Genomic DNA, 22377 nt, shown 5'->3' with positions numbered 1-22377 from the left:
GTTCTCCCTCACGCGGAACGGATCGTCTCGATGATGCCCGAGAAGTCCCGCTGGGCGCCGGGACCCTCCGCATACTCGCGGTACAGCTCGCGGGCCAGCAGCCCCATGCGGGCCTCGACCCCGGTCGCCGCGATCGCGTGCTCGGCGAGCCCCAGGTCCTTGTCCATGAGCACGCCGGCGAACCCCGGAGCGTAGTCCCGGTTCGCCGGGCTCGTCGGCACCGGCCCGGGCACGGGGCAGTTGGTCGTCAGCGCCCAGCACTGCCCCGACGCGTTCGAGGCGACGTCGAAGAGCGCCTGGTGGCTGAGGCCGAGGCGCTCACCGAGGACGAAGGCCTCGGCGACGGCGATCTGCGACACCGCGAGGATCATGTTGTTGCAGACCTTCGCGGCCTGCCCGAGGCCCGCCTCACCGCAATGCACGATTCTTCGCCCCATCGCCTCGAGCACCGGCGACGCCGACGCGAAGTCCTCGGCCGTGCCTCCGACCATGAAGGCGAGGGTGGCGTTCTCGGCTCCGACGACGCCGCCCGACACCGGGGCGTCGAGGGCGCGGTGACCGGCGGCCTCGGCGAGGGCGTGCGCCTGCCGGGCCTCGTCGACGGCGATCGTCGAGCACTCGATGAACAGCGTGCCGGCGGGAGCGGCATCCAGGAGACCCGTCTGCCCGTCGACGCCGCTGTAGGCATCGAGCACCTGCCTGCCGGTCTGGAACATCGTGATGACGATGTCCGCACGGGTCACCGACTCAGCACCCGAGACGGCGACCTCCAGTCCGCTCGAACGCGCGTTCTCTCGCGCGGGTTCGAACACGTCGAAGCCGACGACGTCGTGACCGGCGGCGACCAGATTCAGCGCCATCGGAAGTCCCATGTGCCCCAAGCCGAGGAATGCGATGCGCACGTCAGCCTCCCAGCAGTTCGCGGCCGATGATGACCCGCATGATCTCGTTCGTGCCCTCGAGGATCTGGTGCACGCGCAGGTCCCGCACCACCTTCTCGATGCCGTAATCCTGCAGGTAGCCGTAGCCGCCGTGCAGCTGCAGAGCGTCGTTGGCCACGCGGAACCCGACGTCGGTGGCGAAGCGCTTGGCCATCGCGCACTGCATCACCGCGTCCGGCGCCTGCGCGTCCAGGGCGGCGGCGGCATCCCTCACCAGCGCACGCGCGGCCCGGAGCTCGGTTGCCATGTCGGCGAGGGTGAACACGACGGACTGCTTGTCCGCCAGCGGCTCGCCGAAGGTGAACCGCTCCTTGACATAGCGGGTGGCCTGATCGAGTGCCCACTGCGCACCGCCCAGGGAACACGCGGCGATGTTGATGCGCCCGCCGTTGAGGGCCGACATCGCGATCTTGAAGCCCTGCCCCTCACCGCCGAGCATGCTCGAGGCAGGCACCCGCACCTCGTCGAGGATGACCTGCCGGGTGGGCTGCGCGTTCCAGCCCATCTTGCGCTCCAGCGTCCCGAACGACAGGCCGTCGGCGCCGTCGGGCACGAGGAAGGCCGTGATGCCGCGTGCTCCCGGCTCGCCCGTGCGCGCCATGACGATGTAGACGGCTGCCGCACCCGCGCCCGAGATGAACTGCTTCACGCCCGTCAGGACGTACTCGTCGCCGTCGCGGATCGCCGTCGTGGTGATGGCGGCGGCATCGGAGCCGGCGCCCGGCTCGGTGAGGCAGTAGCTGCCGAGGTCCCGCATCGTGACCAGGCGCGGCAGCCACCGCTGCCGCTGGTCGTCGCTGCCGTAGGTGTCGATCATCCACGCGACCATGTTGTGGATGGTGATGTAGGCGGCGATCGTGGTGTCACCCTCGGCGAGCACCTCGAAGATCGCGGCCGCGTCGGATCGCGTGAGAGCAGAGCCGCCGACGTCCTCGCGGACGTAGACGCCGCCGAGTCCGAGCTCGCCCGCCCGGGCGAGCGTGTCGACGGGGAAGTGCTTCTCGGCATCCCACTCCCGCGCATGCGGGGCCAGTTCAGCTTCGGCGAAATCGCGCACGGCCTCGAGGATGGCGGCACGCTCGTCGTCGCTGATGGCGTCGGGCGCGGTGGCGGTCGTGGGGCTGGTGATCGTCGTCGACACCTGGTCTCCTTCTCTTCCAGGAGGCCTTCGTGGGGCCATCCTGACAAGCACGGGGGTGCCGTCTTCGGCACCGTGCTCATTTTACATGGACGTCCTATCAATCCGCAGGCCGTCCACGCATCGATGTGTTCTCCCTCCGTTCACCCCGGCCACACCGGGTGCACACCCCGGGTGAGTACGAACGAAGGAGCCCGTGCGATCGCGCGGGTCACTTACCTCCGACCCGACCCGAGGACATCGATGCCTTCTCTTCTCGCATGCCGCCCGGCGCGCCGCTGGACCGCTGTGGGGACGGTGACCGCCGCTGTGTGCGCTGTCGCCCTCGCCCCGCTCCCGGCCACCGCCGCCATCGTTCCGTCCGGCGGTCCGGGCTCCGGCCCCGACGGCGGCGCCGGCGACGACGCCGGACGCGACGACGACGCGCTGGCCGTGACCGGTGCCGCCGCACCGTGGGGCGTCGCCCTCGCCGCTGCCGCGCTGATCGCCATCGGCGGCCTGCTGCTGGTGACCCGCCGCCGCGGCGTGAGCACGGTGCGATAAGCACCCGCCGCGAACGTCGGCCCTCCGTCCCGCGAGGACGGGGGGCCGATGTCTTGGCGGCGCGGGGCTGACGCCGTCCCGCCCGAAGAACAAGGCCCCCTCGCCCGGCACACGGGACGAGGGGGCCTTGTCGAGTCCGCGGTCGGGTCGTCCGAGCCGCGGAATCGTCAGCGCACGCGGGCGGGTAGCTTCGCCTGCGCGTCGACCAGCACGGCGGCGGTGCGGGCGGGGATGGTGATCGTCCCGGATGCCGCATCCCACGTCGTGGTCTTGACCACCGCATCCGCGCCGCCGGCCTGCGCCGCCGCGAGGGCGAACTCACGCCCGGCGAGCTGCGACAGCTCGACCGTCACCGGCTCGGGCGAGGAGTTGAACGCGACCAGCGCCGCATCGCGGGTGGGATCGGTGTCGGCGCCGACCTGGTCGTCGATGAGCATCGTCACGACGCCGGGTGCGGCATCCGGCCCGCTGCCCGGGAACGAGACCTTCCGCCGGATGAGGTCGGCCGACCCCAGACGCAGCAGCGACACCTCGTCGCGCGTGCGCAGCAGGTCGAGGGCGGCAGCCTCGGCCGCGGCGATGTCGCCGGCGCCGGGCTTGAGGTCGGGGTTCGCCAGCAGCGGCGCCATGACGGGCCACTTGGCCTCGTTGTCGGCCGCGCGCGGCAGGCCCGAGCCGAACGTCGACTCCTGCCCGGTCCAGTCGATGCGGTTGAACCAGTCGCCGGAGTTGTAGCTGTTGCGGTCGAGGGACTTCGAGCGCAGCAGCTCGGTGCCGGCGTGCCAGAACGACGGGGTCTGCGAGAACGTCGTGGTGGCCAGCATGAGCGTGTTCATGCGCACGCGATCGGCCATGGACGTGTCGACCGGGAGCTTCAGCACACCGAGGTCGTAGAGCGTCTCGTTGTCGTGCGCGTCGACGTAGGTGATGATCTCGTCGGGCTGATCGGCGTAGCCGGCGGGTGAGCCGTTGTAGTCGAACTCGTCGCCGGCCTTCGTGGAGCCGTCCGCCGCCGTCATCTCGAAGTCACGGAGGTTGCCCGCGAGTCCCAGCTTGACGAGGTCGGTCTTGGCGGCCAGGTCGGCGAACGGGTCGCCGGGCGCCGAGGCGTCGCGGCCGTTGGGGTCGGTGGCCAGTCCGGTGCCGAAGCCCTGGTAGAACGTGGACGAGCCGTCCACGGGGCTGCCGCCGTGCACGGCGTCGCGCAGCCGGTCGCTGAACGTGCCGATGCCGGTGCCGCCCAGCTGGCCTTGCGTGGCCTGCTCGAACAGCGCGTTGTCGGCCACTTCGCCGAAGTTCCACCCCTCGCCGTACAGGTAGACGCTCTTTCCGTCGACGCCGTCCTTCTTCAGCGTCAGGGCGTCCAATGCCTCTCGAACGGCCAGCATGTTGGCCTTGGAGTGGTGACCCATGAGGTCGAAGCGGAAGCCGTCGACCTTGTAGTCGCGGGCCCACGTCACGACCGAGTCGACCATGAGCTTCTCGGCGACCTGGTGCTCGGTGGCCACGTTCTGGCAGCACGTCGAGGTCTCGACGGCGCCTGCGGCGTTCAGGCGGTGGTAGTAGCCGGGCACGACCTGGTCGAGCACGCTCTTCTCGCCCTGCCCGGACTGCGCGGTGTGGTTGAAGACCTGGTCGAGGACGACCTGCAGGTCCATGCCGTGCAGCGCGCCGACCATCTCCCGGAACTCCGCGACGCGCGCGCCGCCCTCAGGGTCGACTGCGTACGAGCCCTCGGGAACCGAGAAGTGGTACGGGTCGTATCCCCAGTTGAAGCCGTCCGCGTCGGCGACCGCTTCGACGCACGCCTGCTGCTCGGTCGAATCGGGCGCGAACGAAGCGAGGTCGCACGCGGGCTCGGCCTGAGCGGCGCGATCCTCCTCGATCGTGGCGATGTCGAACGACGGGAGCAGGTGCACGGTGTTGATGCCCGCGCCTGCCAGCTCGCGCAGCTGCGCGGTGCCGGCGCTGTCGCGCGTGAACGCCCGGTACGTCCCCCGCTCGTCCGCCGGAACCGACTCGTCGGTGATCGAGAAGTCGCGGATGTGCAGCTCGTAGATCGCACGATCCACTGCGCGGGCGATCTTGGGCGCGGGGGTCTTCTCCCACGCCTTCGGACGCAGCTTCTTGTCGTCGAGGTCGACGGCGACCGAACGCTCGGAGTTGAGCGTGAGCGCGACCGAGTAGGGGTCGGTGACCTGATTGGTCTCGATCACCCCGGTGGCCGGCGCATAGACCACCACCTCCCACAGGTATTCCGCGCCCTTCAACTGGGGTTTGCCCTTGACCGTCCACACACCCGAGGCCGCGTCCCACGCCGCCTCGTGGCGCTGCGGGTCGCCGTCGGCACCGGACGGCCAGGTCAGCAGTGTCGCCTGCTGCGCCGTCGGCGCCCACAGGCGGAAGGTCGGCTTCGCACCCTGGAAGGTCACCCCCAGCTCGACGTCGGCGACGGCATCCGCGTACAGGTCGTCGAGGACGCCCGGGATCTGCACCCCGGTCGCACCGGTGAGCGCGCCGGAATCGTCGCGCTGGGCGACCATCAGCTGGCCCTTCACGAGCGCCGCGACCTCGTCGCGGGTCTGCCCGTCCAGGCTCAGGGCGACGTATTCGGCGAGCGCGGGGAAGCGCGCCGCCTGTGCGTCGGTGAGGCCTCCCTCGATGCGCTCGAGGGTGATCGGCTCGGCGCCGACGACGTCGCCGTCGGCGATCTCGAGGCCCGCGTCGGCCGAGGCGTAAAGCTGCCACGCGGACGCGTCCGCGTCGCCGCCGAGGTTCGCCGGCCAGGCCAGGGTCTCGGCGTCGATAAAGTGCGCGCGCTCCTCGCCGATGCCCGCGAGCGGCGGGTTCTCGACCTCGATCGTGAGCACGTGCGTCTCGATGTCGTAGCGGAAGACGATCAGCTCGCCGTCGGCGACGGTGAACGACAGGTTCGCGCCGCCGGGCGCTCCGCCCTCGCCGTAGTTCTCGCTCCAGCTGCGGTTGTGGGCGACCTTCACCTCGTACGAACCCGCGGGGATCGCGTCGGTCGAGAAGGTGTACACGCCGTCGCGGTCGCCGTCGGCCATGAGGCTCGCGAGGCACTCGGGCTGCCAGTCACCGGGGCACCCCAGTTCGCTCTGGAACGAGCCGGGCAGGGTCACGATGGGTCCGTCGGCGGTGGTCTGGACGACGTTCGACCGCGGGTCGAAGTAGAACGTCACCGGCCCGCCGTCGTGGGTGAGCGCGACGTCCGAGCCGTTCTGCTCGCCGTTCGCGCCGTAGTTGAGGTCCCACGATCCGTTGATCGCGACCTTGTACTCCCACGAGCTGGCGGGCAGGTCGAAGGTGCCCTCCCAGATCCCGTCGGCGCGCAGCGCCAGCTTGGCCTGCTCGCAGCCGGGCGCCCAGTCTCCGGCGCAGCCCATCTCGGAGTTGAAGCTGCCGGGGACCGTCACCATGTCGATCGACGATTCCGGCTCCTCTTCGACCGTCAGTGCGACGGCGTTCCCCACCGAGGCGTAGGTGGACGCCGCGGCGCGCTGCCCTGCGGCGTCCGTCGTCACCGCGCGGTACTCCACGAGGGTCCCCGCGGCGAGCCCGCGGATGTCGTGGAAGACGCGGGGCTCGGTGTCTTCGGCCGTACCGAGCGCGGTCCACTCGTCGGAGCCGACCACGCGCCACGCGAAGCTCGTCTCGGCCCAGGTCGCGTCGTCCACATCCGCCGACACGGCGACCTGACCGGCGAGCGCCGCACCGGCGGCGGGGGCGGCCACGGTCAGCGGGTTCGCGGCAGCGGGAGCCGTCACGGACCGGTCGGCACGGAACACCGTCGCCGACAGAGCGGGCACGGTGACGGATGCTGCGGCTGCGGCATCCGTGTCGAATGCGGCGGCATCACCGTAGACGGGAGCGAACGCGGCATCGGCCGTGAGGGTCGACAGCTCGACAGTCTTGGCCTCGGTGGCGTTGTTCAGCGCCACCAGGTACTCGACCTTGTCATCGCGGTCGACGCGAGAGAAGGCGTAGACGCCGGGGCCGTTGGTCGCGTGGCGCTCGATCTGGGCGCCGTCGACGAGGGCGGGGTGCTCGGCACGCAGCTGGGCGAGGCCGGCGATGTGCTGGTACACCGGCTCGTCGGTGCCGAAACGGTCGACGGCGCCGACGGTCTCGCCGGTGAGGAGCTTCTGGTCGGTGTACTCCGCGACCTGGCTGGCGAACAGGCTCTGACGGGCGCTCTTGTCGTTGCCCGGCTCGGCGCCGGCGAATCCCTGCTCGTCGCCGTAGTAGACCACCGGCTGGCCGCGGCCGAGGAACATCAGGTCGTGCGCGAGCAGGTCGCGTTCGAGGGGCTGCGACTGGTTCTGCAGGAAGTACCCGACGCGTCCCATGTCGTGGTTGCCGAGGAAGGTCGGCAGCGCGGTGGCCGACGAGTCCGGCGTCGTGTAGCGGTCGTCGCCCGCGTAGAGGTTCTGCAGGCCCTTGGCGCTGTTGCCGGCGGCGTAGGCGACGGCGGCGGACTGGAAGGTGAAGTCGAGCACCGAGTTCATGTCGGTGTCGCGGACGTAGGGGGCGAGCTTGGCCGGGTCGGCATCGTAGACCTCGCCGAACATGAAGAACTCGGGCTTGCCGGCGGCGTGGGCGTAGTCGAGCACCTGCGCCGACCACTCCTCCCAGAACTCGAAGTTCACGTGCTTGGCGGTGTCGATGCGGAAGCCGTCGATGCCGAGGTCGACCCACGTCTGGTAGACGTCCACGAAGCCGTCGACCACCGTCGGGTGCTCGGTCATCAGGTCGTCGAGGCCGACGAAGTCGCCGTACGTGACCGATTCGCCCTCCCACGTCGAGTCGCCGCGGTTGTGGTAGAGCGTCGGGTCGTTGAGCCATCCGGGCACCTTGACCGCGGCATCCGCCTCGTCGATCACCGGCGTGTACGGGAAGCTGGTGGCCGCGTCGAGTTCGGGGAAGTCGCCCGTGCCCGCGAAGTCGGCGGGGTCGAAGGCGTTCCCGCTCGCGTCGAGGTAGGGGCTCGTGGCTTTGTCGATGTAGGAGTACTGGCCCTCTTCGTACCCGATGATGTCGGCGGTGTGGTTGGTGATGATGTCGAAGTACACCTTCATGCCGCGGGCGTGCGCATCGGCGATGAGGGCCTCGAGCTCGGCGTTGGTGCCGAGGTGCGGGTCGATCTGGGTGAAGTCGGTGACCCAGTAGCCGTGGTAGCCGGCGCTGGCGTTGTCGCCGTCGCCCTGGACGGGACGGTTCTTGAAGCTCGGGGTGAGCCAGATCGCGCTCGTGCCGAGGCCCTCGATGTAGTCGAGGTTGGCGTGGAGCCCCGCGATGTCGCCGCCGTGGAAGAAGCCCTTGTCGGTCGGGTCGAACCCGTGGTCGAGGCGGTCGCCCGCGATGCCGGCGGTGTCGTTGGACGTGTCGCCGTTGGCGAAGCGATCGGTCATGACGAAGTAGAACTGCTCGTCGCTGCCCGGCTGGCGCACCGGCTCGGCGACCAGGGCGTCGTCGTCGGCGGTGTAGTCCCCGCGCGTCGAGACGACCTCGACGCCGACGCGGTGCGCGACGTCGTCGAAGAGGAACCGCAGCGTCGCGGGCCCGTCGACCACGAGCGGGATGTTGTCGCCGCCGCCGTTCAGCCCGTACGCCTCGTCCCACGCGTCGTTGACGGCGACCTTGTACTCGTACGAACCTGCGGGCACCTCGAACTCGGCCGCGTACAGGCCGGCGGTGTCGGTGGCTGCCAGCTCGGTGGCGCCGCAGTCGGGCTGCCAGTCTCCTGGACACCCGAGTTCGCTCTGCAGGCTGCCGACGAGGGCGAAGGACCGCTCGGCGGCCGAGGCGGGGGCCGCAGCGACGGCGCCCCCGGTGACGATGAGGGCGACCGCAGCCAGCGCTGCGGCAGCTCGGCGGACACGTGAGTGAGTCGTCTTCGACACGGATGGTGCTCCTGGTGGCGCGGTGGCACGACAACGTGCCGAGTCTGCGGTGTTCCGCCGACATTACGGGGGCGTCAGCGGTTAATGCAAGCGCTTACATCATGAGAAGGCTCTCATCTGCCGGTTGCGGCGTGGCCGGCGCGGTGTGCGGGGCCCCGCAGCGCAAACGCTTGCAGCATCTTGCCGCAGCCGCACCCGCGCGGCGCCGCCGCGTTCCGCGCGTGCGCACGCGTCCCCGGTCGAACCCGCGGGGCGCCGCCGCGTTCCGCGCGTGCGGCTGCGTCCCCGGCCGATGCGGGCCCTGGTGCCGCGTGCGCACACATCCCGGCCTCCGCGGCCAGGGTGCCGCGTGCGCAACGCATCCCCGGCCCTCCGCGGCCAGGGTGCCGCGTGCGCACGCATCCCCGGCCCTCCGCCCGCCGCACCCACGGGAGGAGGGTGCGCCGGGCGGAGGGCGATCTCGCGGCCCGCATCCTCCCCCGGGCGACATCACCTCCGCTCGTCGCGACCGGCGCAGGATCGCCCGAGCCTCGAGCCGACAATGTGGATGCTGCGCACGGAACCCCAGCTCGTCCTCAAGAGCGGGTCGGCGCACCCGGAGGCGCTCGAGTGCGCGGGCTGCGGGTTCCGGCATCCGCATCTCGACGAGGCCTCCACCGAGATCGTCGTCGTGCGCTGAACGGCGGGTGTCGGAGGGTGCGGAGAGCATGTCGGGATGACATCCGTGTCCTGTGCGTGGCGAGGAGAGGACGATCCGTCCCGCATGGACCGCGCGGTGCTGCAGGTGGGCGATCTCGGCATGGCGGGTCACGGCACGTCGATGACCGATGAGTACTCGCTGTCGTGGCGACTCGATGCGACGGGCGTGGAGACCGCCGACGGTTCCGGCCCGGGTCGGGGGTGGCGCACGCGTGTGATCGAGGTGGCCGTCCACGCCGACGGCTGGTCGCGCGCGCTGCGCCTCGGCCGTGACGCGCGCGGCTCCTGGTCGGCCGAGGCGCGGTCTCAGGGCGGGAGGACCCTGCCGCTGGCCGGACTGCACGACCCGGCATCCCTCGAGGATGCACTCGACTGCGACCTGGGACTGTGCCCGGTCACCAACACGATGCCCATCCGGCGGCACGCGCTCGCCGAAGTGGGCTTCGGAGAACCGCGGGACGTGCACCTGGCCATGGCGTGGGTCGAGGTCCCGTCGCTGCGCGTCGTACGCAGCGAGCAGATCTACCGCGCGGTCTCACCGGGGCGCGTGCTTTACCGCAGCGCGGGATTCCAGGCCGAGCTCACCGTCGATGAACTTGGCATCGTCCGCGACTACCCGGGTCTCGCGCGGCGGATCGACGCGCACTGACGCGCCCGGTCGATGCGGGCCATGGTGCCGCGTGCGCACGCATCCCCGGCCCTCCGCGGCCAGGGTGCCGCGCGCGCACGCATCCCCGACCCCCGTGGCCAGGGTGCCGCGCGCGCACGCATCCCCGACCCCGTGGCCAGGGTGCCGCGTGCGCACGCATCCCGGGCCCTCGTGGCCAGGGTGCCGCGTGCGCACACATCCCGGCCTCCGCGGCCAGGGTGCCGCGTGCGCACGCATCCCCTACCCTCCGCCCGCCGCGTCGAGGGGGGAGATGTCGGCGAAGGGAGGAGGTTGGCGGGCGAATCGTCCTCCCGTGGCCGACAAGCCCTCCCCCGGCCGCGTCGACGGGAGGACACCGGCGGTGGGAGGCCCCGAGGTCAGAGACGCTCGATGATCGTGGCGTTGGCCATGCCGCCGCCTTCGCACATCGTCTGCAGCCCGTAGCGTCCGCCCGTGGACTCGAGGTGTGCGACGAGCGTGCCGAGCAGCCGCGTGCCCGATGCGCCCACCGCGTGGCCGAGCGCGATCGCGCCGCCCCAGGGGTTCAGCCGGTCGGGATCGGCATCGAGCTCGCGCTGCCAGGCGAGGGGCACTGAGGCGAACGCCTCGTTCACCTCGTACGCGTCGATGTCGTCCAGTCCCATCCCGCTGCGCTCGAGGATCCGACGCGTGGCGGGGATGGGCCCGGTGAGCATCATGAGCGGGTCGTCTCCCACGACCGCGAACGCGTGGAACCGGGCACGTGGGGTGAGCCCGAGTTCGGTCGCCCGTTCCTCCGACATGATGAGGACGGCGGAAGCGGCATCCGTCAACGGAGACGACGTGCCGGCGGTGATGTGCCAGCCGATCTCGGGGAAGCGCGCGGCGAGCTCGTCGGTGCGGAAGGCCGGCGCGAGACCGCCGAGACGCTCCGCCGTGGTGCCCTCGCGCACGGTCTCGTCGAACGCCACCGCCTCCTCGCCCGCCTGGACGGGCAGCACCTGACTGTCGAACCGGCCCGCCGCCCACGCCTCGGCCGCGCGCCGATGCGACTCGGCGGCATAGGCGTCGAGCTCGGCGCGACCGAGCCCCCAGCGCGCGGCGATGAGCTCGGCCGACACGCCCTGGTTCACGAGCCCGTCCGGGTACCGATGACGGATGCCGGGGGCCGGCGTCCCTCCCTGGCGCGAAGAGCCGAGCGGAACCCGACTCATGGACTCCACCCCGCCCGCGATCACGATGTCGTACGCGCCGGCCATCACCCCCTGAGCGGCGAAGTGCGCCGCCTGCTGGCTGGAGCCGCACTGCCGGTCGATCGTGGTGGCGGGGACCCGCTCGTCGAACCCGGCCGCGAGCACCGCCTGGCGGGCGATGTTCATCGCCTGATCGCCGATCTGGCTCACGCACCCGAGGAGCACGTCGTCGACCTGGACGGACTCCAGTCCGCTGCGCTCGAGGATCGACGTGAGCACCCCGGCGGCGAGGTCGACCGGGTGCACTGCGCTGAGCGCGCCCCCGGGCTTGCCTCGCCCGGCCGGTGTTCGGACGACGTCGACGATGACGGCGGATCGCATGGTCGGACCGCCGTCAGCCGGCGGCCTCCTCGGGACGCTCGGCGACCTCGAACTCGGCGGTGTCGGGCACGTAGCCGTCCACGTGGCGTTCGTCGGGTCCGTTGTACGCCGACAGCGGCCGGATGAGCGCGTTCGAGGCGAGCTGCTCCATGATGTGGGCGGTCCACCCCGTCACCCGGGCGGCGACGAACAGGGGCGTGAAGGTGAGGGTGTCGAACCCGATCAGGTTGTACGCCGGTCCCGACGGATAGTCGAGGTTCGGGTAGATGCCCTTGCGCTCGACGAACGCGCTCTCGAGCGTGTCGTAGAGGTCCGCCACGTCGGGCCGGTCGTAGTGGGCGACGAGCGTGTCGAGCGCCGCCTTCATCGTCGGCACACGCGAGTCGCCCCGCTTGTAGACGCGATGGCCGAACCCCATGATCTTCCGCTTCTGCGCGAGCGCGGTGTCCAGCCACTCGTCGACGCGGTCCGCCGAGCCGATCTCGTCGAAGATGTGCAGCACCGCCTCGTTCGCGCCGCCGTGCAGCGGACCCTTCAGCGCGCCGACGGCGCCGACCACCGCCGAGTACAGGTCGCTGAGGGTCGACGCGATCACGCGAGCGGTGAAGGTCGAGGCGTTGAACGAGTGCTCGGCGTAGAGGATCATCGAGCGGTTGAACGCGTCGACGACGACATCGTGGGACTCCTCGCCGAAGACCATCCACAAGAAGTTCGCGGAGTAGTCCAGGTCGTCCCGCGGCGCGACGAGGTCCTCGCCCCGCCGTCGGCGCTGCCCGTAGGCGACGATCGCGGGCAGGACGGCGAAGAGACGGATGCTGCGCTCGAGGTTGTCCTCGGCGCTGCCGCTGACATCCATGACCGACCCGGAGCCCGCCAGGTCGCGGGCGCCGATGAGGCTGAGGGCCGTGCGCACCTCGTCCATGGGGTGCGCATCGAGCGGGACGAGGTCGATCGCGGCGCGGACGTCGTCGGGAAGGCCGCGGTGCTGCCGCTCCGTCGCGCGGAACGCGGCGAGCTCGTCGGGCGTGGGCAGCTCGCCGTGCCACAGCAGGCATGCCACCGCCTCGAAAGGCTGGGTTCCGGCCAGTTCCTGCACCGGGTAGCCGCGGTACAGCAGGGAGTTCGTCTCGGGGTTGACCTTCGACACGGCGGTCTCGTCGGCGACGACGCCGGCAAGGCCCTTCCTGATCTCGGTGGCGGTCATGTCACTCCTTGGTGATCGTGAACGTGAAGACGTCCTGGTCGAAGTGGGCGTACTGCTCGTAGTCCAGCAGGTCGTAGAGATCGGCGCGGTGCTGCATCTCACCCAGTCGCGAGGTGAGATGCCCTTCGTCGAGGAGCGTATCGAGCCCCCGGGATGCCGCGCCCATCGCCAGCCGCAGCAGCGAGACCGGCCAGATGACGATGTTGACACCGACGTCCCGCAACCGGTCCACGCTGAACAGGTCGGACTTCCCGAACTCGGTCATGTTCGCCAGGATCGGCACGTCGACGGCCGCGCGGACCGCGGCGAACTCGTCCAGCGTGCGCATCGCCTCGGGGAAGATCGCGTCGGCTCCGGCATCCACCAGCGCCTTGGCACGATCCACGGCTGCATCGAGGCCGTCGATCGCGCGGATGTCGGTGCGCGCCATGATGAGGAAATCCGGATCGCGGCGGGCGTCGACGGCGGCACGGATGCGCTTGACGGCGGTGTCCTCGTCGACGACCGACTTGCCGTCCAGGTGGCCGCAGCGCTTGGGGTTGATCTGGTCCTCGATGTGCATGCCCGCCAGACCCGCGTCCTCGAGCGTCTGGATGGTCCGCGCGACGTTCATCGGCTCGCCGAAACCGGTGTCGGCGTCGATGATCGCGGGCAGGTCGGTCATCCGTGCGATCTGCTGCCCCCGGCCGGCGACCTCGGTGAGCGTCGTCAGCCCGATGTCGGGCAGTCCGAGGTCTGCCGACAGCACCGCGCCCGAGATGTAGACGCCCTCGAAGCCCTTGCCCTCGATGAGCCGCGCGGACAGCGGATTGAAGGCGCCCGGAAAGCGCAGCAGCTCGCCCGAGGCGAGGCGCTCGCGCAACCGGCGGCGCTTCTCGTGCGCGGGCACGGTCGAATACAGCATCAGAAGAGGCCCTTGGGTGCCGGAGCGTTGGCCAGGATGCCGGGGGCGGCGACGATCGTGAGCTGAAGGACCTCCTCGGCGGTGAGCTCGGGCAGTCGCTCGGCGAGAGCGAGGAAGCGGTCGATCTCGTCGGACGAGAGCACCGGCTCCGCCAGGATGCGGAACTTGCGGACGTAATCCGCTCGCGCGAACGGGCGGGCTCCGAGCGGATGCGCGTCGGCGACCGCGATCTCGTCCTCGACCGTGGTCCCGTCGGTCAGGGTGATGACCACCCGGCCGCCGAAGGCCTTCTCGTCCGGGTCCTCCGAGTGGTAGCGGCGCGTCCACTCGGCATCCTCGGCGGTGGTGATCTTGTGCCACAGCTCGACGGTGTCGCCGCGACCCGCGCGCTCCGGGGTGTAGGAGTCGACGTGGTGCCAGCCGCCGTCCTGCAGCGCGACGGCGAAGATGTACGGGATCGAGTGGTCGAGCGTCTCGCGCGACGCCGTCGGGTCGTACTTCTGGGGGTCGTTCGCGCCCGAGCCGATGACGTAGTGGGTGTGGTGCGAGGTGTGCAGCACGATCGACTCGACGTTGGCGGGGTCGGCGAGGTCGGGTCGTTCGCCGTGGAGCTTGCGGGCCAGGTCGATCCAGGCCTGCGCCTGGTACTCGGCGGAGTGCTCCTTCGTGTACGAGTCGAGGATGGCGCGCTTGGGCTCGCCCGCCGCGGGAAGCGGCACGTCGTACGAGGCGTCCGGCCCGTCCAGCATCCATGCGACGACGCCGTCCTCGCCTTCGTAGATCGGCGACGGAGATGTCTCGCCCCGCATCGCACGGTCGACGGCCTCGATCGCCATCTTGCCGGCGAAGGCGGGAGCATGGGCCTTCCAGGTCGAGATCTCGCCCTTGCGCGACTGGCGCGTCGCCGTCGTGGTGTGGAGCGCCTGACCGACGGCCTGGTAGATCGTCTCGACCGGCAGGTTCAGCAGGGTGCCGATTCCGGCCGCCGCCGACGGACCGAGGTGGGCGACGTGGTCGATCTTGTGCTTGTGCAGGCAGATCGCGCGCACGAGGTCGATCTGCACCTCGTACCCGGTGGCCAGGCCCCGCACCACGGCGGCGCCGTCGGCGCCGACGTGCTGGGCGACCGCGAGGATGGGCGGAATGTTGTCGCCGGGGTGCGAGTAGTCGGCGGCGAGGAAGGTGTCGTGGTAGTCGAGTTCACGCACGGCGACGCCGTTGGCCCACGCCGCCCACTCCGGTGACGTGCGCCGCTCGAGCGCGCAGCCGAAGATCGTCGCGCCGGTGCCGCTGACCGACACGGCGTGGTCGAGCGCCTGCTGCCGGGCCGCGCTCACGGGGGCGCGGGTGAGGGATGCCGCGGCCACGGCCGCGTTGTCGATGACGCGGTTGATGATCATGTCGACGACATCCGCCTCGACCTCGACCGCGTCGGCGGCGACCTCGGCGATGTGCCACGCGAGCTGCCCCTCGCGGGGGAGGCTCTCGTCGCTGCGGTGCACGCGCAGGTGATGCGTGATGGTCATGCTGCTCCTTGTGTTGCTGCGGATCCGCGGCTGCGGGCGGAAGAGGCCGGACGGGGCGCAGGCGCCGAGTGCGCCTGGCCTTCGAGGGACGAGAGGATGCTCTCGAGCGCGTGGTGGAGGTGGACGTGGGTGGCGTGGGCCGCGAGGTCGGGAGCCCCGGCGGCGATCGCCGAGGCGATGAGCCGGTGCTCGGCTACCGACGCGGCCAGACGTGCGGGGTTGTCGCGGGCGAGCCGGCGCACGCGCACGAGGTGCGTGCGCACGGTGCGCAGCGCCCCGACGAGGTAATCGTTGGCGACGGCGGCGTCGATGGCGGCGTCGAAGCGGGCGATGAGCGCGTAGTACGCGTCCCGCTGCTCGCCGTCCGCGACGAGATCGTCGGTGAGATCAGCGGCGAGCGCCGCGAACACCCGGGCATCGCCGCGCTCGGCGGCGAGCCGGACCGCGGCCTCTTCGAGAGCGCGACGCACCTCGAACAGTTCGCGGATGTCGTCGGCGTCGACATCGCTGACGGCGGTCACACGAGGTGACTGCTGCACCACCAGGCCGTCGGCCGCGAGCCTCCCGAGAGCCTCGCGCAGGGGTGTGCGGCTGACACCCAGGCGCGCCGCCTGCTCCACCTCGCCGAGGACGGCGCCGGGCGGCAGCGCGCCGCGCTGGATCTCGTCGAGGAGTGTCGCGTAGGCACGGTCACTGGCTCGCACGCGTTCCCCCGTCCCGCTGGGTTGGTCGTCTCAGGATGCCGACCGCGCCAGTGTATACACAAACCCGCCCATGTCGATACTCGAAGCCATCTGCACCTGAGACCGTATACACTGCGCCGCGAGGACGGTCGTCGGCATGAGTATTCACAAATTTGTGAAACAGGCGTAGCCTCGCCGTCATGACCGATGTCATCCTCACCCGCGGCCTGACCAAGCATTACGGCCGCGTCCAGGCCCTCGACGGCCTCGACCTTCGCGTGAGCGCTGGTCAGGTTCATGGCTTCCTCGGTCCGAACGGGGCCGGCAAGTCCACCACCATTCGCATCCTGCTCGGCCTCGCGCGCGCCACCTCGGGTGAGGTCGCCGTGTTCGGCGAGGATCCGTGGCGACGGGCGTCCTCGCTGCACCGGCGCATCGCGTACGTGCCCGGCGACGTGAGCGTCTGGCCCAACCTCTCGGGTGGGGAGGCGATCGACTTCCTCGCACGCCTGCGCGGCGTCGCACGGCACGACGCGGCGTACCGCGAGCGCAAGGAGCGGCTGATGTCGGCGTTCCAGTTCGACCCGCGCAAGAAGGGTCGCGCATACTCAAAGGGCAACCGGCAGAAGGTGGCGCTCATCAGCGCGTTCGCCGTTCCCGCCGAGCTCTACGTGCTCGACGAGCCGACGAGCGGCCTGGACCCCCTCATGGACGTCGTCTTCCGCCAGGAGGTGAAACGGGCGACGGATGCCGGTGCGACCGTCCTGCTCTCGAGCCACATCCTCTCGGAAGTCGAGCACCTGTGCGACCGCGTGTCGATCATCCGCGCAGGGCGCATCGTCGAGACCGGGACGCTCACCGAGCTGCGCCACCTGACCCGCACGGAGGTCTCGCTCGACGCCGCTCCCGGCGATCTCGACGGTCTGTCGCGCATCCCGGGGGTACACGATGTGGCCTCCGCAGACGGACGTGTCCGCTTCACCGTCGACAGCGATGCCCTCGCGGGGGTTCTGCCCGCGCTCGCCCAGCGCGGGGCGGCGGGGCTCCGGATCGCGCCGCCGTCCTTGGAGGAGCTGTTCCTCCGCCACTACGGGGAGGATGCCGCATCCGCCCCCGCACTGCGGCGACGGTGACGGCGATGCTGGTCTCTCTGCTCGATCAGCGACTGCGCCGCGACGCCGTGCAGCTGGCGGTGTGGGCCGCCGCGGCGGCGCTCCTCACGTACGGCTCCGCGTTCGGCGTGGCCGACACGTTCGGCACCGACGAGGAGCGACGGTCGCTCCTCGCTCTGGCCCTGGCCAATCCCGTCATCCTCCTCTTCCGCGGGCTTCCCTCGGGCGCGGAGGAGGGGGCCTTCCTGATCTTCCTCATCCTCCCGTTCCTGTGCCTCATGATCGCGATCATGGCGGGCTTCCTCGCCGTGCGGCACACCCGCGCCGAGGAGGAGACCGAGCGCGCCGACCTCGTATCGGCCACGCCGGCGGCGCGCACCCTTCCGCTGATCGCCACCTGCATCCACGGTGTGATCGCGTGCGTGCTGTTCGCCGTCGCGGTCGCGCTGGCACTGATGGCGACGGGGCTGCCCGCCTCGGGTGCGGCGACGACCGGGCTCGCCCTTCTGGCGACGGGCCTCGCCTTCTTCTCGCTCGGCGCCTTCTGGGCGCAGCTGGTGCGCTCGTCTCGGGCGGCGAACTCGCTCACGGTGGCGGTGCTTCTGACGACCTTCCTGCTGGCCGGCATCGGCAACGCGCTGGGCACTCCGAGCGATGACCTCACCCGCATGCAGAGTTCGCCGCTGACGTGGGCATCGCCGTTCGGGTGGGCCGAGAACGTGCGCCCGTTCGCCGATGACGACCTGCGTCCCCTCGTCCCCGGCGTGGTCGTGGCCGCGCTGCTGATCGGAGCCGCCGCGCTGATCCACTCCCGACGCGACGTGGGCGCGGGCGTCGTCGAGGCCCGCGCCGCTCGCGCCGAGGCCGGCGCGCTCCTGTCGACCCCGTGGGGGCTCGCCTGGCGGTTGAGCGCGGGGTCGGTCGTCGCCTGGGCGATCGGCGCGGCGGTCGTCGGCGGCCTGTCGACGTCGCTCGGCTCGGTCGTCGGAGAGATGGCGACCGACAACCCCGCCGTCGCCGAGATCCTGCGCCGCATCGCCGCGCAGGGATCCATGGACCAGGGGGTGCTCGTCACGTTCTACGTCATGGTCGGCGTCCTCGCCTCGTGTTTCGGCGTGCAGACCGTGCAACGGGCGCGCCAGGAGGAGATCCACGGCACGGCGGAGCCGACCCTCGCGACACCGGTGCACCGTTCGACATGGCTGGCGGCGTTCCTGGTGGCCGCGGTGTGCGGCATCCTCGTCATCGTGGCGTCGGCGGTCGCGGCGTCGGCGATCGCCCTGGCCGTCACCGGTGGCGAGTCCGACCGGCTGCGCGATGCGATCGTGTCGGGTGCCGGGCAGGTGGCGGCGGCATCCGTGTTCGTCGTGCTCACAGCGGTGGTGTTCACTCTGCTGCCGCGAGCCACGATCGCGTCGGGCTGGGCGCTGGTGGTCGCCGCGGCCGCGCTGGCGCTGTTCGGGACGATCTTCGGTCTCGATGAGGCGCTCATCCAGCTGTCGCCGTTCGCCGCCGTCCCCACGCCGGACGGCGACGGCATCGACCCCGGCGGCGTGTGGGCACTCGCGACCGTGGTGCTGGTGGGCGGCGTCACCGCATTGACGCTGATGCGCCGCCGCGAGCTCGCGCCCGCCGGATAGGTTCGAGGGGAAGGGACGAGATGGGTTCGGATCATCCGGGTGCCGAGGCAGCCGAACAGGCGGCGGCGCTCATGGCGGCCGCGGGGATGGCGCGCATGCCCGCACGCGTGATGATGGCGCTCATCGGCTCGCCGGATGACGGTTACACCGCCGCCGACCTGGCGGAGCGGCTGGGCGTATCGGCCGGAGCCGTGTCGGGCGCCGTGCGCTACCTGCAGTCGATGCACATCGCGCAGCGATTGTCGCGGCCCGGCGAGCGGCGGGACCGCTACGACCTCGCCGACGACGCGTTCGGGGGCGTCGTGACAGGCAACGCGCCTCTCTACGGCCGTCTCGCGGAGCTGATGGAGCGCATCGCCGACGAGAACGTCGACGCTCCGCTGTCGGTCGCGCGGGCGCGCGACACCGCGGACTTCCTGCGGTTCCTCGCCACGCGCATGCCGGAACTCGTGGAGGAGTGGCGCGCGCAGCGGTGACGCGCGAGCCCGCTCAGGATTCGCCGGGCTCAGCGCCCTCGTACAGGCCGATGGCGTTGCCGTCCGGATCGGCGATGACGGCCCACCAGCTCGACTCGCTGATCGGCGACTTCTCCATCAGCACCGTGGCACCTGCCGCGGTCGCTGCCGCGACGGTCTCGTCGATGGAGTCGACCTCGACGTACGAGCGGGGCTGGGTGAAGCCGTCCTCACGCGGGGCGAGGCCCCCGCCCGAGATCTTGTTGGGAGCCTGCCACATCGGGTAGCCCTCGTAGCCCGGCACCTCGGCGATCTGCCAGCCGAAGAGCGAGGAGTAGAACTGCTTCGCCTTCTCCATGTCCGCGACCGGGATGTCGATGTGGGTGATGTCGCCGTGCGCCATGATCGCCGTCCTTTCCGCACCCGGCTTCCATCCGGGCGCGATCCGCCGCCAGTCTGGCCGTGAACGGCGACGGCCTCAAGAGGGGGCGGCGGCCTCTGCCAGACGCTCGGTCAGCGCGTCGAGGGCCGCGCGCTGTCCTTTCACGAGTCGTTCGCGTGCGGCATCCGCGCTCATCCATTCCACGCGATCCACTTCGGGGAAGCGCGCCGTCCGTCCCGAGCGGGGCGGCCACTCGACCTCGAACTCACCGAACGACAGGCCCTCGAGCGAGAGTCCGGCGCCGTCGGCGACGTACACCGTGACGCGCTTGCCGGAGGAGTAGGGAAACGTCCCGAGCTCGGCGTAGTCCTCCTCGGGAGGGTCCACGCCGAGCTCTTCACGGAACTCCCGCCGGGCGGCGTCGAGTGCCGACTCGGCGTCCGCGTCGAACTCGCCTTTCGGGATGGACCAGGCGCCGGCATCCTTCTTCGCCCAGTACGGCCCGCCCATGTGCGCGATGAGCACCTCGAGGCCGGGTGACAGGCGGTACAGCAGGATGCCGGCGCTGGTCGTCGGCATGACTCAGGCCGGGCGCGACTTGGGCGAGACCGAGTACGTCTCCTCGGGGTCGGTGACCGCGACGGGGGCGAGCGCCTCGTCGATGGCCGACATGGTGTCGGCGTCGAGCTTCACGCCCGAGGCCTTGACGCTGTCGTCGAGCTGCTCCGGACGCGACGCGCCGACCAGGGCGGCCGCGACGTTGTCGTTCTGCAGGACCCAGGCGATCGCGAGCTGCGGCATCGTCAGCCCCGCCTGCTCGGCGACCGGCTTGAGCTTCTGCACCGCGGTGAGGACCTCGTCAGACATGAACCGCTTGATGAAGTTCGCGCCGCTCTTCTCATCGGTCGCGCGCGAACCGGCCGGCGCTTCCTGTCCGGGGAGGTACTTTCCGCTGAGCACGCCCTGCGCCATCGGCGACCAGACGATCTGCGAGATTCCGAGGTCGGCCGACGTGGGGACGACCTTGCCTTCGATGACGCGCCACAGCGCGGAGTACTGGGGCTGATTCGAGACGAGCTGGAACTTCAGCTCCTTGGCCAGTTCGTGCCCGGCCTGCAGCTGCTCGGCGGTCCACTCCGAGACGCCGATGTACATGGCCTTCCCCGAGCGCACGACGTCGGCGAAGGCCTGCATCGTCTCTTCGAGCGGCGTCTCGTAGTCGTACCGATGCGCCTGGTACAGCTCGACATAGTCGGTGCCGAGCCGCTTCAGCGAGCCGTTGATCGACTCGAGGATGTGCTTGCGACTGAGGCCCTGGTCGTTGGGGCCGCCGGGCCCGGTGGGCCAGTAGACCTTCGTGAAGATCTCGAGACCCTCACGGCGCTGCCCCTTGAGCGCCTCGCCCAGCACGGACTCGGCCGCGGTGTTGGCGTACACGTCCGCGGTGTCGAAGCTCGTGATGCCGAGATCCAGCGCGCGGTGGACCGTCTTGATCGCCGCGTCGTTCTCGACCTGCGAGCCGTGGGTCACCCAGTTTCCGTAGGTGATCTCCGTGACTTTGAGACCACTGTTGCCGAGGTATCGATATTCAACCATCGGACCAGGCTAGACGCGCGAGGCGACGGCGGGCGGGGTCTTGACGACGGGGCCGTGCGCTGTCATGCAGCCTCGGCGCTCGTCGCGGATGCCGGCGGGTGCGGCATCCGCTTTCTCACACCTCGGCCGGAGTGGCCGCCGCGACGGCCTCGTCCTCTTCGGTGGCCACGAGCTGACCGCACGCGCCGTCGATCTCTTTGCCGCGGGTGTCGCGGAGGGTGGTGGGGACGCCCTTCGCCTCGAGGCGACGGACGAATTCGTCCTGCACCTCCGGGTCGGACGCGGTCCAGATCGAGCCGGGCGTCGGGTTCAGCGGGATCGGGTTGACGTGCACCCAGCCGCGCCCGCGCGCGTTGAGCTTGTCGCCGAGCAGGTCCGCGCGCCAGCCGTGGTCGTTCATGTCCTTGATGAGCGCGTACTCGATCGACACGCGTCGTCCGGTGCGCTCGAAGTACCCGCGGGCGGCGTCGAGCGCCTCGTCGACCTTCCAGCGGGAATTGACCGGGATGAGCTCGTCGCGCAGCTCGTCGTCCGGCGCGTGCAGGGAGAGTGCGAAGGTCACCGGGATGTCTTCGTCGGCGAGCTTCGTGATCGCCGGAACGAGCCCGACGGTCGACACCGTGATGCCGCGGGCGCTCATGCCCATGCCGTGCTTCTTGTCGGTCATGACGCGCACCGCCTGCATGACGCGGGCGTAGTTGGCCAGCGGCTCGCCCATCCCCATGAAGACGATGTTTGTGACGCGCTCGCCTTCGTGCCCGACGCGACGGGGGTCACCGAGTCCGCCCTCGGCGATGAGCCGGTTGGCGCGCACCACCTGGTCGACGATCTCGGCCGCCGACATGTTGCGGGTGAGGCCCGCCTGCCCGGTCGCGCAGAACGGGCAGTTCATGCCGCATCCTGCCTGGCTCGACACGCACAGCGTGATGCGTCCGGTGTAGCGCATGAGCACCGACTCGACGAGCGCACCGTCGTGCAGCTTCCACAGGAACTTGATCGTGTCGCCGCGGTCGGTCTCGAGCTTGCGCACGAGCGTCAGCAGCGGCGGCAGCATCCCGTGGACGACCTCGTCGCGCGTGGATGCCGGCAGATCGGTCATGTGCGCCGGGTCGGTCGTGTAATGGGTGAAGTAGTGCTTCTCGAGCTGCTTGGCGCGGAAGGCGGGCATGCCGAGCTCGACGATCCTCGCGGCGCGCGCCTCCGGCGTCAGGTCGGCAAGGTGGACGGGAGGCTTGCCCCGCTTGGGTGAGGCGAACTGCAGCAGGGGGCGGCCTTCGGCGTCCTTCTTCTGCGACCAGCCCTCGGTCGCGGGGCGCACCTGCCGGCCGGTCGCGCGGACGGCGCCCGCGCGAGGGCGCTCGGATTCGGTGGTCACCCCCTCAGGGTAGGGGACGCGCCTGGACGGCAGCCCGACGCCCTCGCCGCGGC

The 22377-nt window shown here is 70.8% G+C and carries 18 protein-coding genes; 6 read left to right on the top strand and 12 right to left on the bottom strand.

Features of this window, described 5'->3' with window-relative positions; translation table 11 throughout:
• Positions 1–8: 8 nt before the first annotated feature.
• Together mmsB and Q9S36_RS16095 are read right to left on the bottom strand one after the other, a co-directional pair.
• Complete coding sequence (mmsB, locus tag Q9S36_RS16100; protein ID WP_311285982.1) at positions 9–902, bottom strand: 3-hydroxyisobutyrate dehydrogenase; 894 nt, start codon at positions 900–902, stop codon at positions 9–11.
• A 1-nt stretch (position 903) separates the two neighbouring features.
• Positions 904–2082: an acyl-CoA dehydrogenase family protein gene (locus Q9S36_RS16095; protein ID WP_311285981.1), complete on the bottom strand. Its 1179-nt coding sequence runs from the start codon at positions 2080–2082 to the stop codon at positions 904–906.
• A 240-nt stretch (positions 2083–2322) separates the two neighbouring features.
• Between Q9S36_RS16095 and Q9S36_RS16090 the strand changes: the two genes are divergently transcribed.
• A complete protein-coding gene (locus Q9S36_RS16090; protein ID WP_311285980.1) occupies positions 2323–2622 on the top strand; it encodes a hypothetical protein in 300 nt (99 codons plus the stop codon).
• Positions 2623–2789: 167 nt separating this feature from the next.
• Here Q9S36_RS16090 and pulA read toward each other — a convergent pair whose 3' ends face one another.
• Complete coding sequence (gene pulA, locus Q9S36_RS16085) at positions 2790–8546, bottom strand: pullulanase-type alpha-1,6-glucosidase (RefSeq protein WP_311285979.1); 5757 nt, start codon at positions 8544–8546, stop codon at positions 2790–2792.
• Between the two features lie 547 nt (positions 8547–9093).
• Between pulA and Q9S36_RS16080 the strand changes: the two genes are divergently transcribed.
• Complete coding sequence (locus Q9S36_RS16080; protein WP_311285978.1) at positions 9094–9225, top strand: DUF1731 domain-containing protein; 132 nt, start codon at positions 9094–9096, stop codon at positions 9223–9225.
• A gap of 36 nt (positions 9226–9261) precedes the next feature.
• Positions 9262–9894: a putative glycolipid-binding domain-containing protein gene (locus Q9S36_RS16075; RefSeq protein ID WP_311285976.1), complete on the top strand. Its 633-nt coding sequence runs from the start codon at positions 9262–9264 to the stop codon at positions 9892–9894.
• A 377-nt stretch (positions 9895–10271) separates the two neighbouring features.
• Here Q9S36_RS16075 and Q9S36_RS16070 read toward each other — a convergent pair whose 3' ends face one another.
• Genes Q9S36_RS16070 through Q9S36_RS16050 form a run of 5 tightly spaced genes read right to left on the bottom strand, consistent with a single transcriptional unit; the run spans position 10272 to position 15785 of the window.
• Complete coding sequence (locus Q9S36_RS16070) at positions 10272–11447, bottom strand: thiolase family protein (RefSeq protein ID WP_311285975.1); 1176 nt, start codon at positions 11445–11447, stop codon at positions 10272–10274.
• A gap of 13 nt (positions 11448–11460) precedes the next feature.
• Complete coding sequence (locus Q9S36_RS16065; RefSeq protein WP_311285974.1) at positions 11461–12651, bottom strand: bifunctional 2-methylcitrate synthase/citrate synthase; 1191 nt, start codon at positions 12649–12651, stop codon at positions 11461–11463.
• A gap of 1 nt (position 12652) precedes the next feature.
• Positions 12653–13555 (bottom strand): methylisocitrate lyase, encoded by a 903-nt coding sequence (gene prpB, locus Q9S36_RS16060; RefSeq protein ID WP_311285973.1) that lies wholly within the window; start codon positions 13553–13555, stop codon positions 12653–12655.
• The gene (locus Q9S36_RS16055; RefSeq protein WP_311285972.1) at positions 13555–15081 is read right to left on the bottom strand and encodes an MmgE/PrpD family protein; all 1527 of its coding nucleotides are present in this window, start codon (positions 15079–15081) and stop codon (positions 13555–13557) included. The genes prpB and Q9S36_RS16055 overlap by 1 nt, the downstream gene beginning before the upstream one ends.
• Entirely contained in the window at positions 15078–15785 is a 708-nt protein-coding gene (locus Q9S36_RS16050; RefSeq protein WP_311285971.1) for a GntR family transcriptional regulator, read from the bottom strand. Before Q9S36_RS16050 ends, Q9S36_RS16055 begins: the two co-directional genes overlap by 4 nt.
• 179 nt (positions 15786–15964) lie before the next feature.
• Between Q9S36_RS16050 and Q9S36_RS16045 the strand changes: the two genes are divergently transcribed.
• The 3 genes from Q9S36_RS16045 (at position 15965) to Q9S36_RS16035 (ending at position 18992) form a co-directional block, all read left to right on the top strand.
• Positions 15965–16897 (top strand): ABC transporter ATP-binding protein, encoded by a 933-nt coding sequence (locus tag Q9S36_RS16045; RefSeq protein WP_311285970.1) that lies wholly within the window; start codon positions 15965–15967, stop codon positions 16895–16897.
• Positions 16898–16902: 5 nt separating this feature from the next.
• A complete protein-coding gene (locus Q9S36_RS16040) occupies positions 16903–18516 on the top strand; it encodes a polyketide antibiotic transporter (RefSeq protein ID WP_311285969.1) in 1614 nt (537 codons plus the stop codon).
• A 95-nt stretch (positions 18517–18611) separates the two neighbouring features.
• Positions 18612–18992 carry a MarR family transcriptional regulator gene (locus Q9S36_RS16035; protein ID WP_311285968.1) on the top strand — a complete coding sequence of 127 codons (381 nt, stop codon included), beginning with the start codon at positions 18612–18614 and terminating at the stop codon, positions 18990–18992.
• A gap of 13 nt (positions 18993–19005) precedes the next feature.
• Here Q9S36_RS16035 and Q9S36_RS16030 read toward each other — a convergent pair whose 3' ends face one another.
• The 4 genes from Q9S36_RS16030 to rlmN form a co-directional block, all read right to left on the bottom strand.
• On the bottom strand, positions 19006–19374 hold the full coding sequence (locus Q9S36_RS16030) for a VOC family protein (protein WP_311285967.1): 369 nt from the start codon (positions 19372–19374) through the stop codon (positions 19006–19008).
• A gap of 75 nt (positions 19375–19449) precedes the next feature.
• The gene (locus tag Q9S36_RS16025; RefSeq protein WP_311285966.1) at positions 19450–19932 is read right to left on the bottom strand and encodes an NUDIX domain-containing protein; all 483 of its coding nucleotides are present in this window, start codon (positions 19930–19932) and stop codon (positions 19450–19452) included.
• Between the two features lie 3 nt (positions 19933–19935).
• Complete coding sequence (locus Q9S36_RS16020; protein ID WP_311285965.1) at positions 19936–20949, bottom strand: aldo/keto reductase family protein; 1014 nt, start codon at positions 20947–20949, stop codon at positions 19936–19938.
• A 115-nt stretch (positions 20950–21064) separates the two neighbouring features.
• The gene (gene rlmN, locus Q9S36_RS16015) at positions 21065–22324 is read right to left on the bottom strand and encodes a 23S rRNA (adenine(2503)-C(2))-methyltransferase RlmN (protein ID WP_311285964.1); all 1260 of its coding nucleotides are present in this window, start codon (positions 22322–22324) and stop codon (positions 21065–21067) included.
• Positions 22325–22377 lie beyond the last annotated feature (53 nt).

It is taken from the genome of Microbacterium sp. ARD31 (assembly GCF_031844425.1).
The sequence above is the reverse complement of the archived record's forward strand: the minus strand, read 5'-3'. Positions and strand labels throughout refer to the sequence as shown.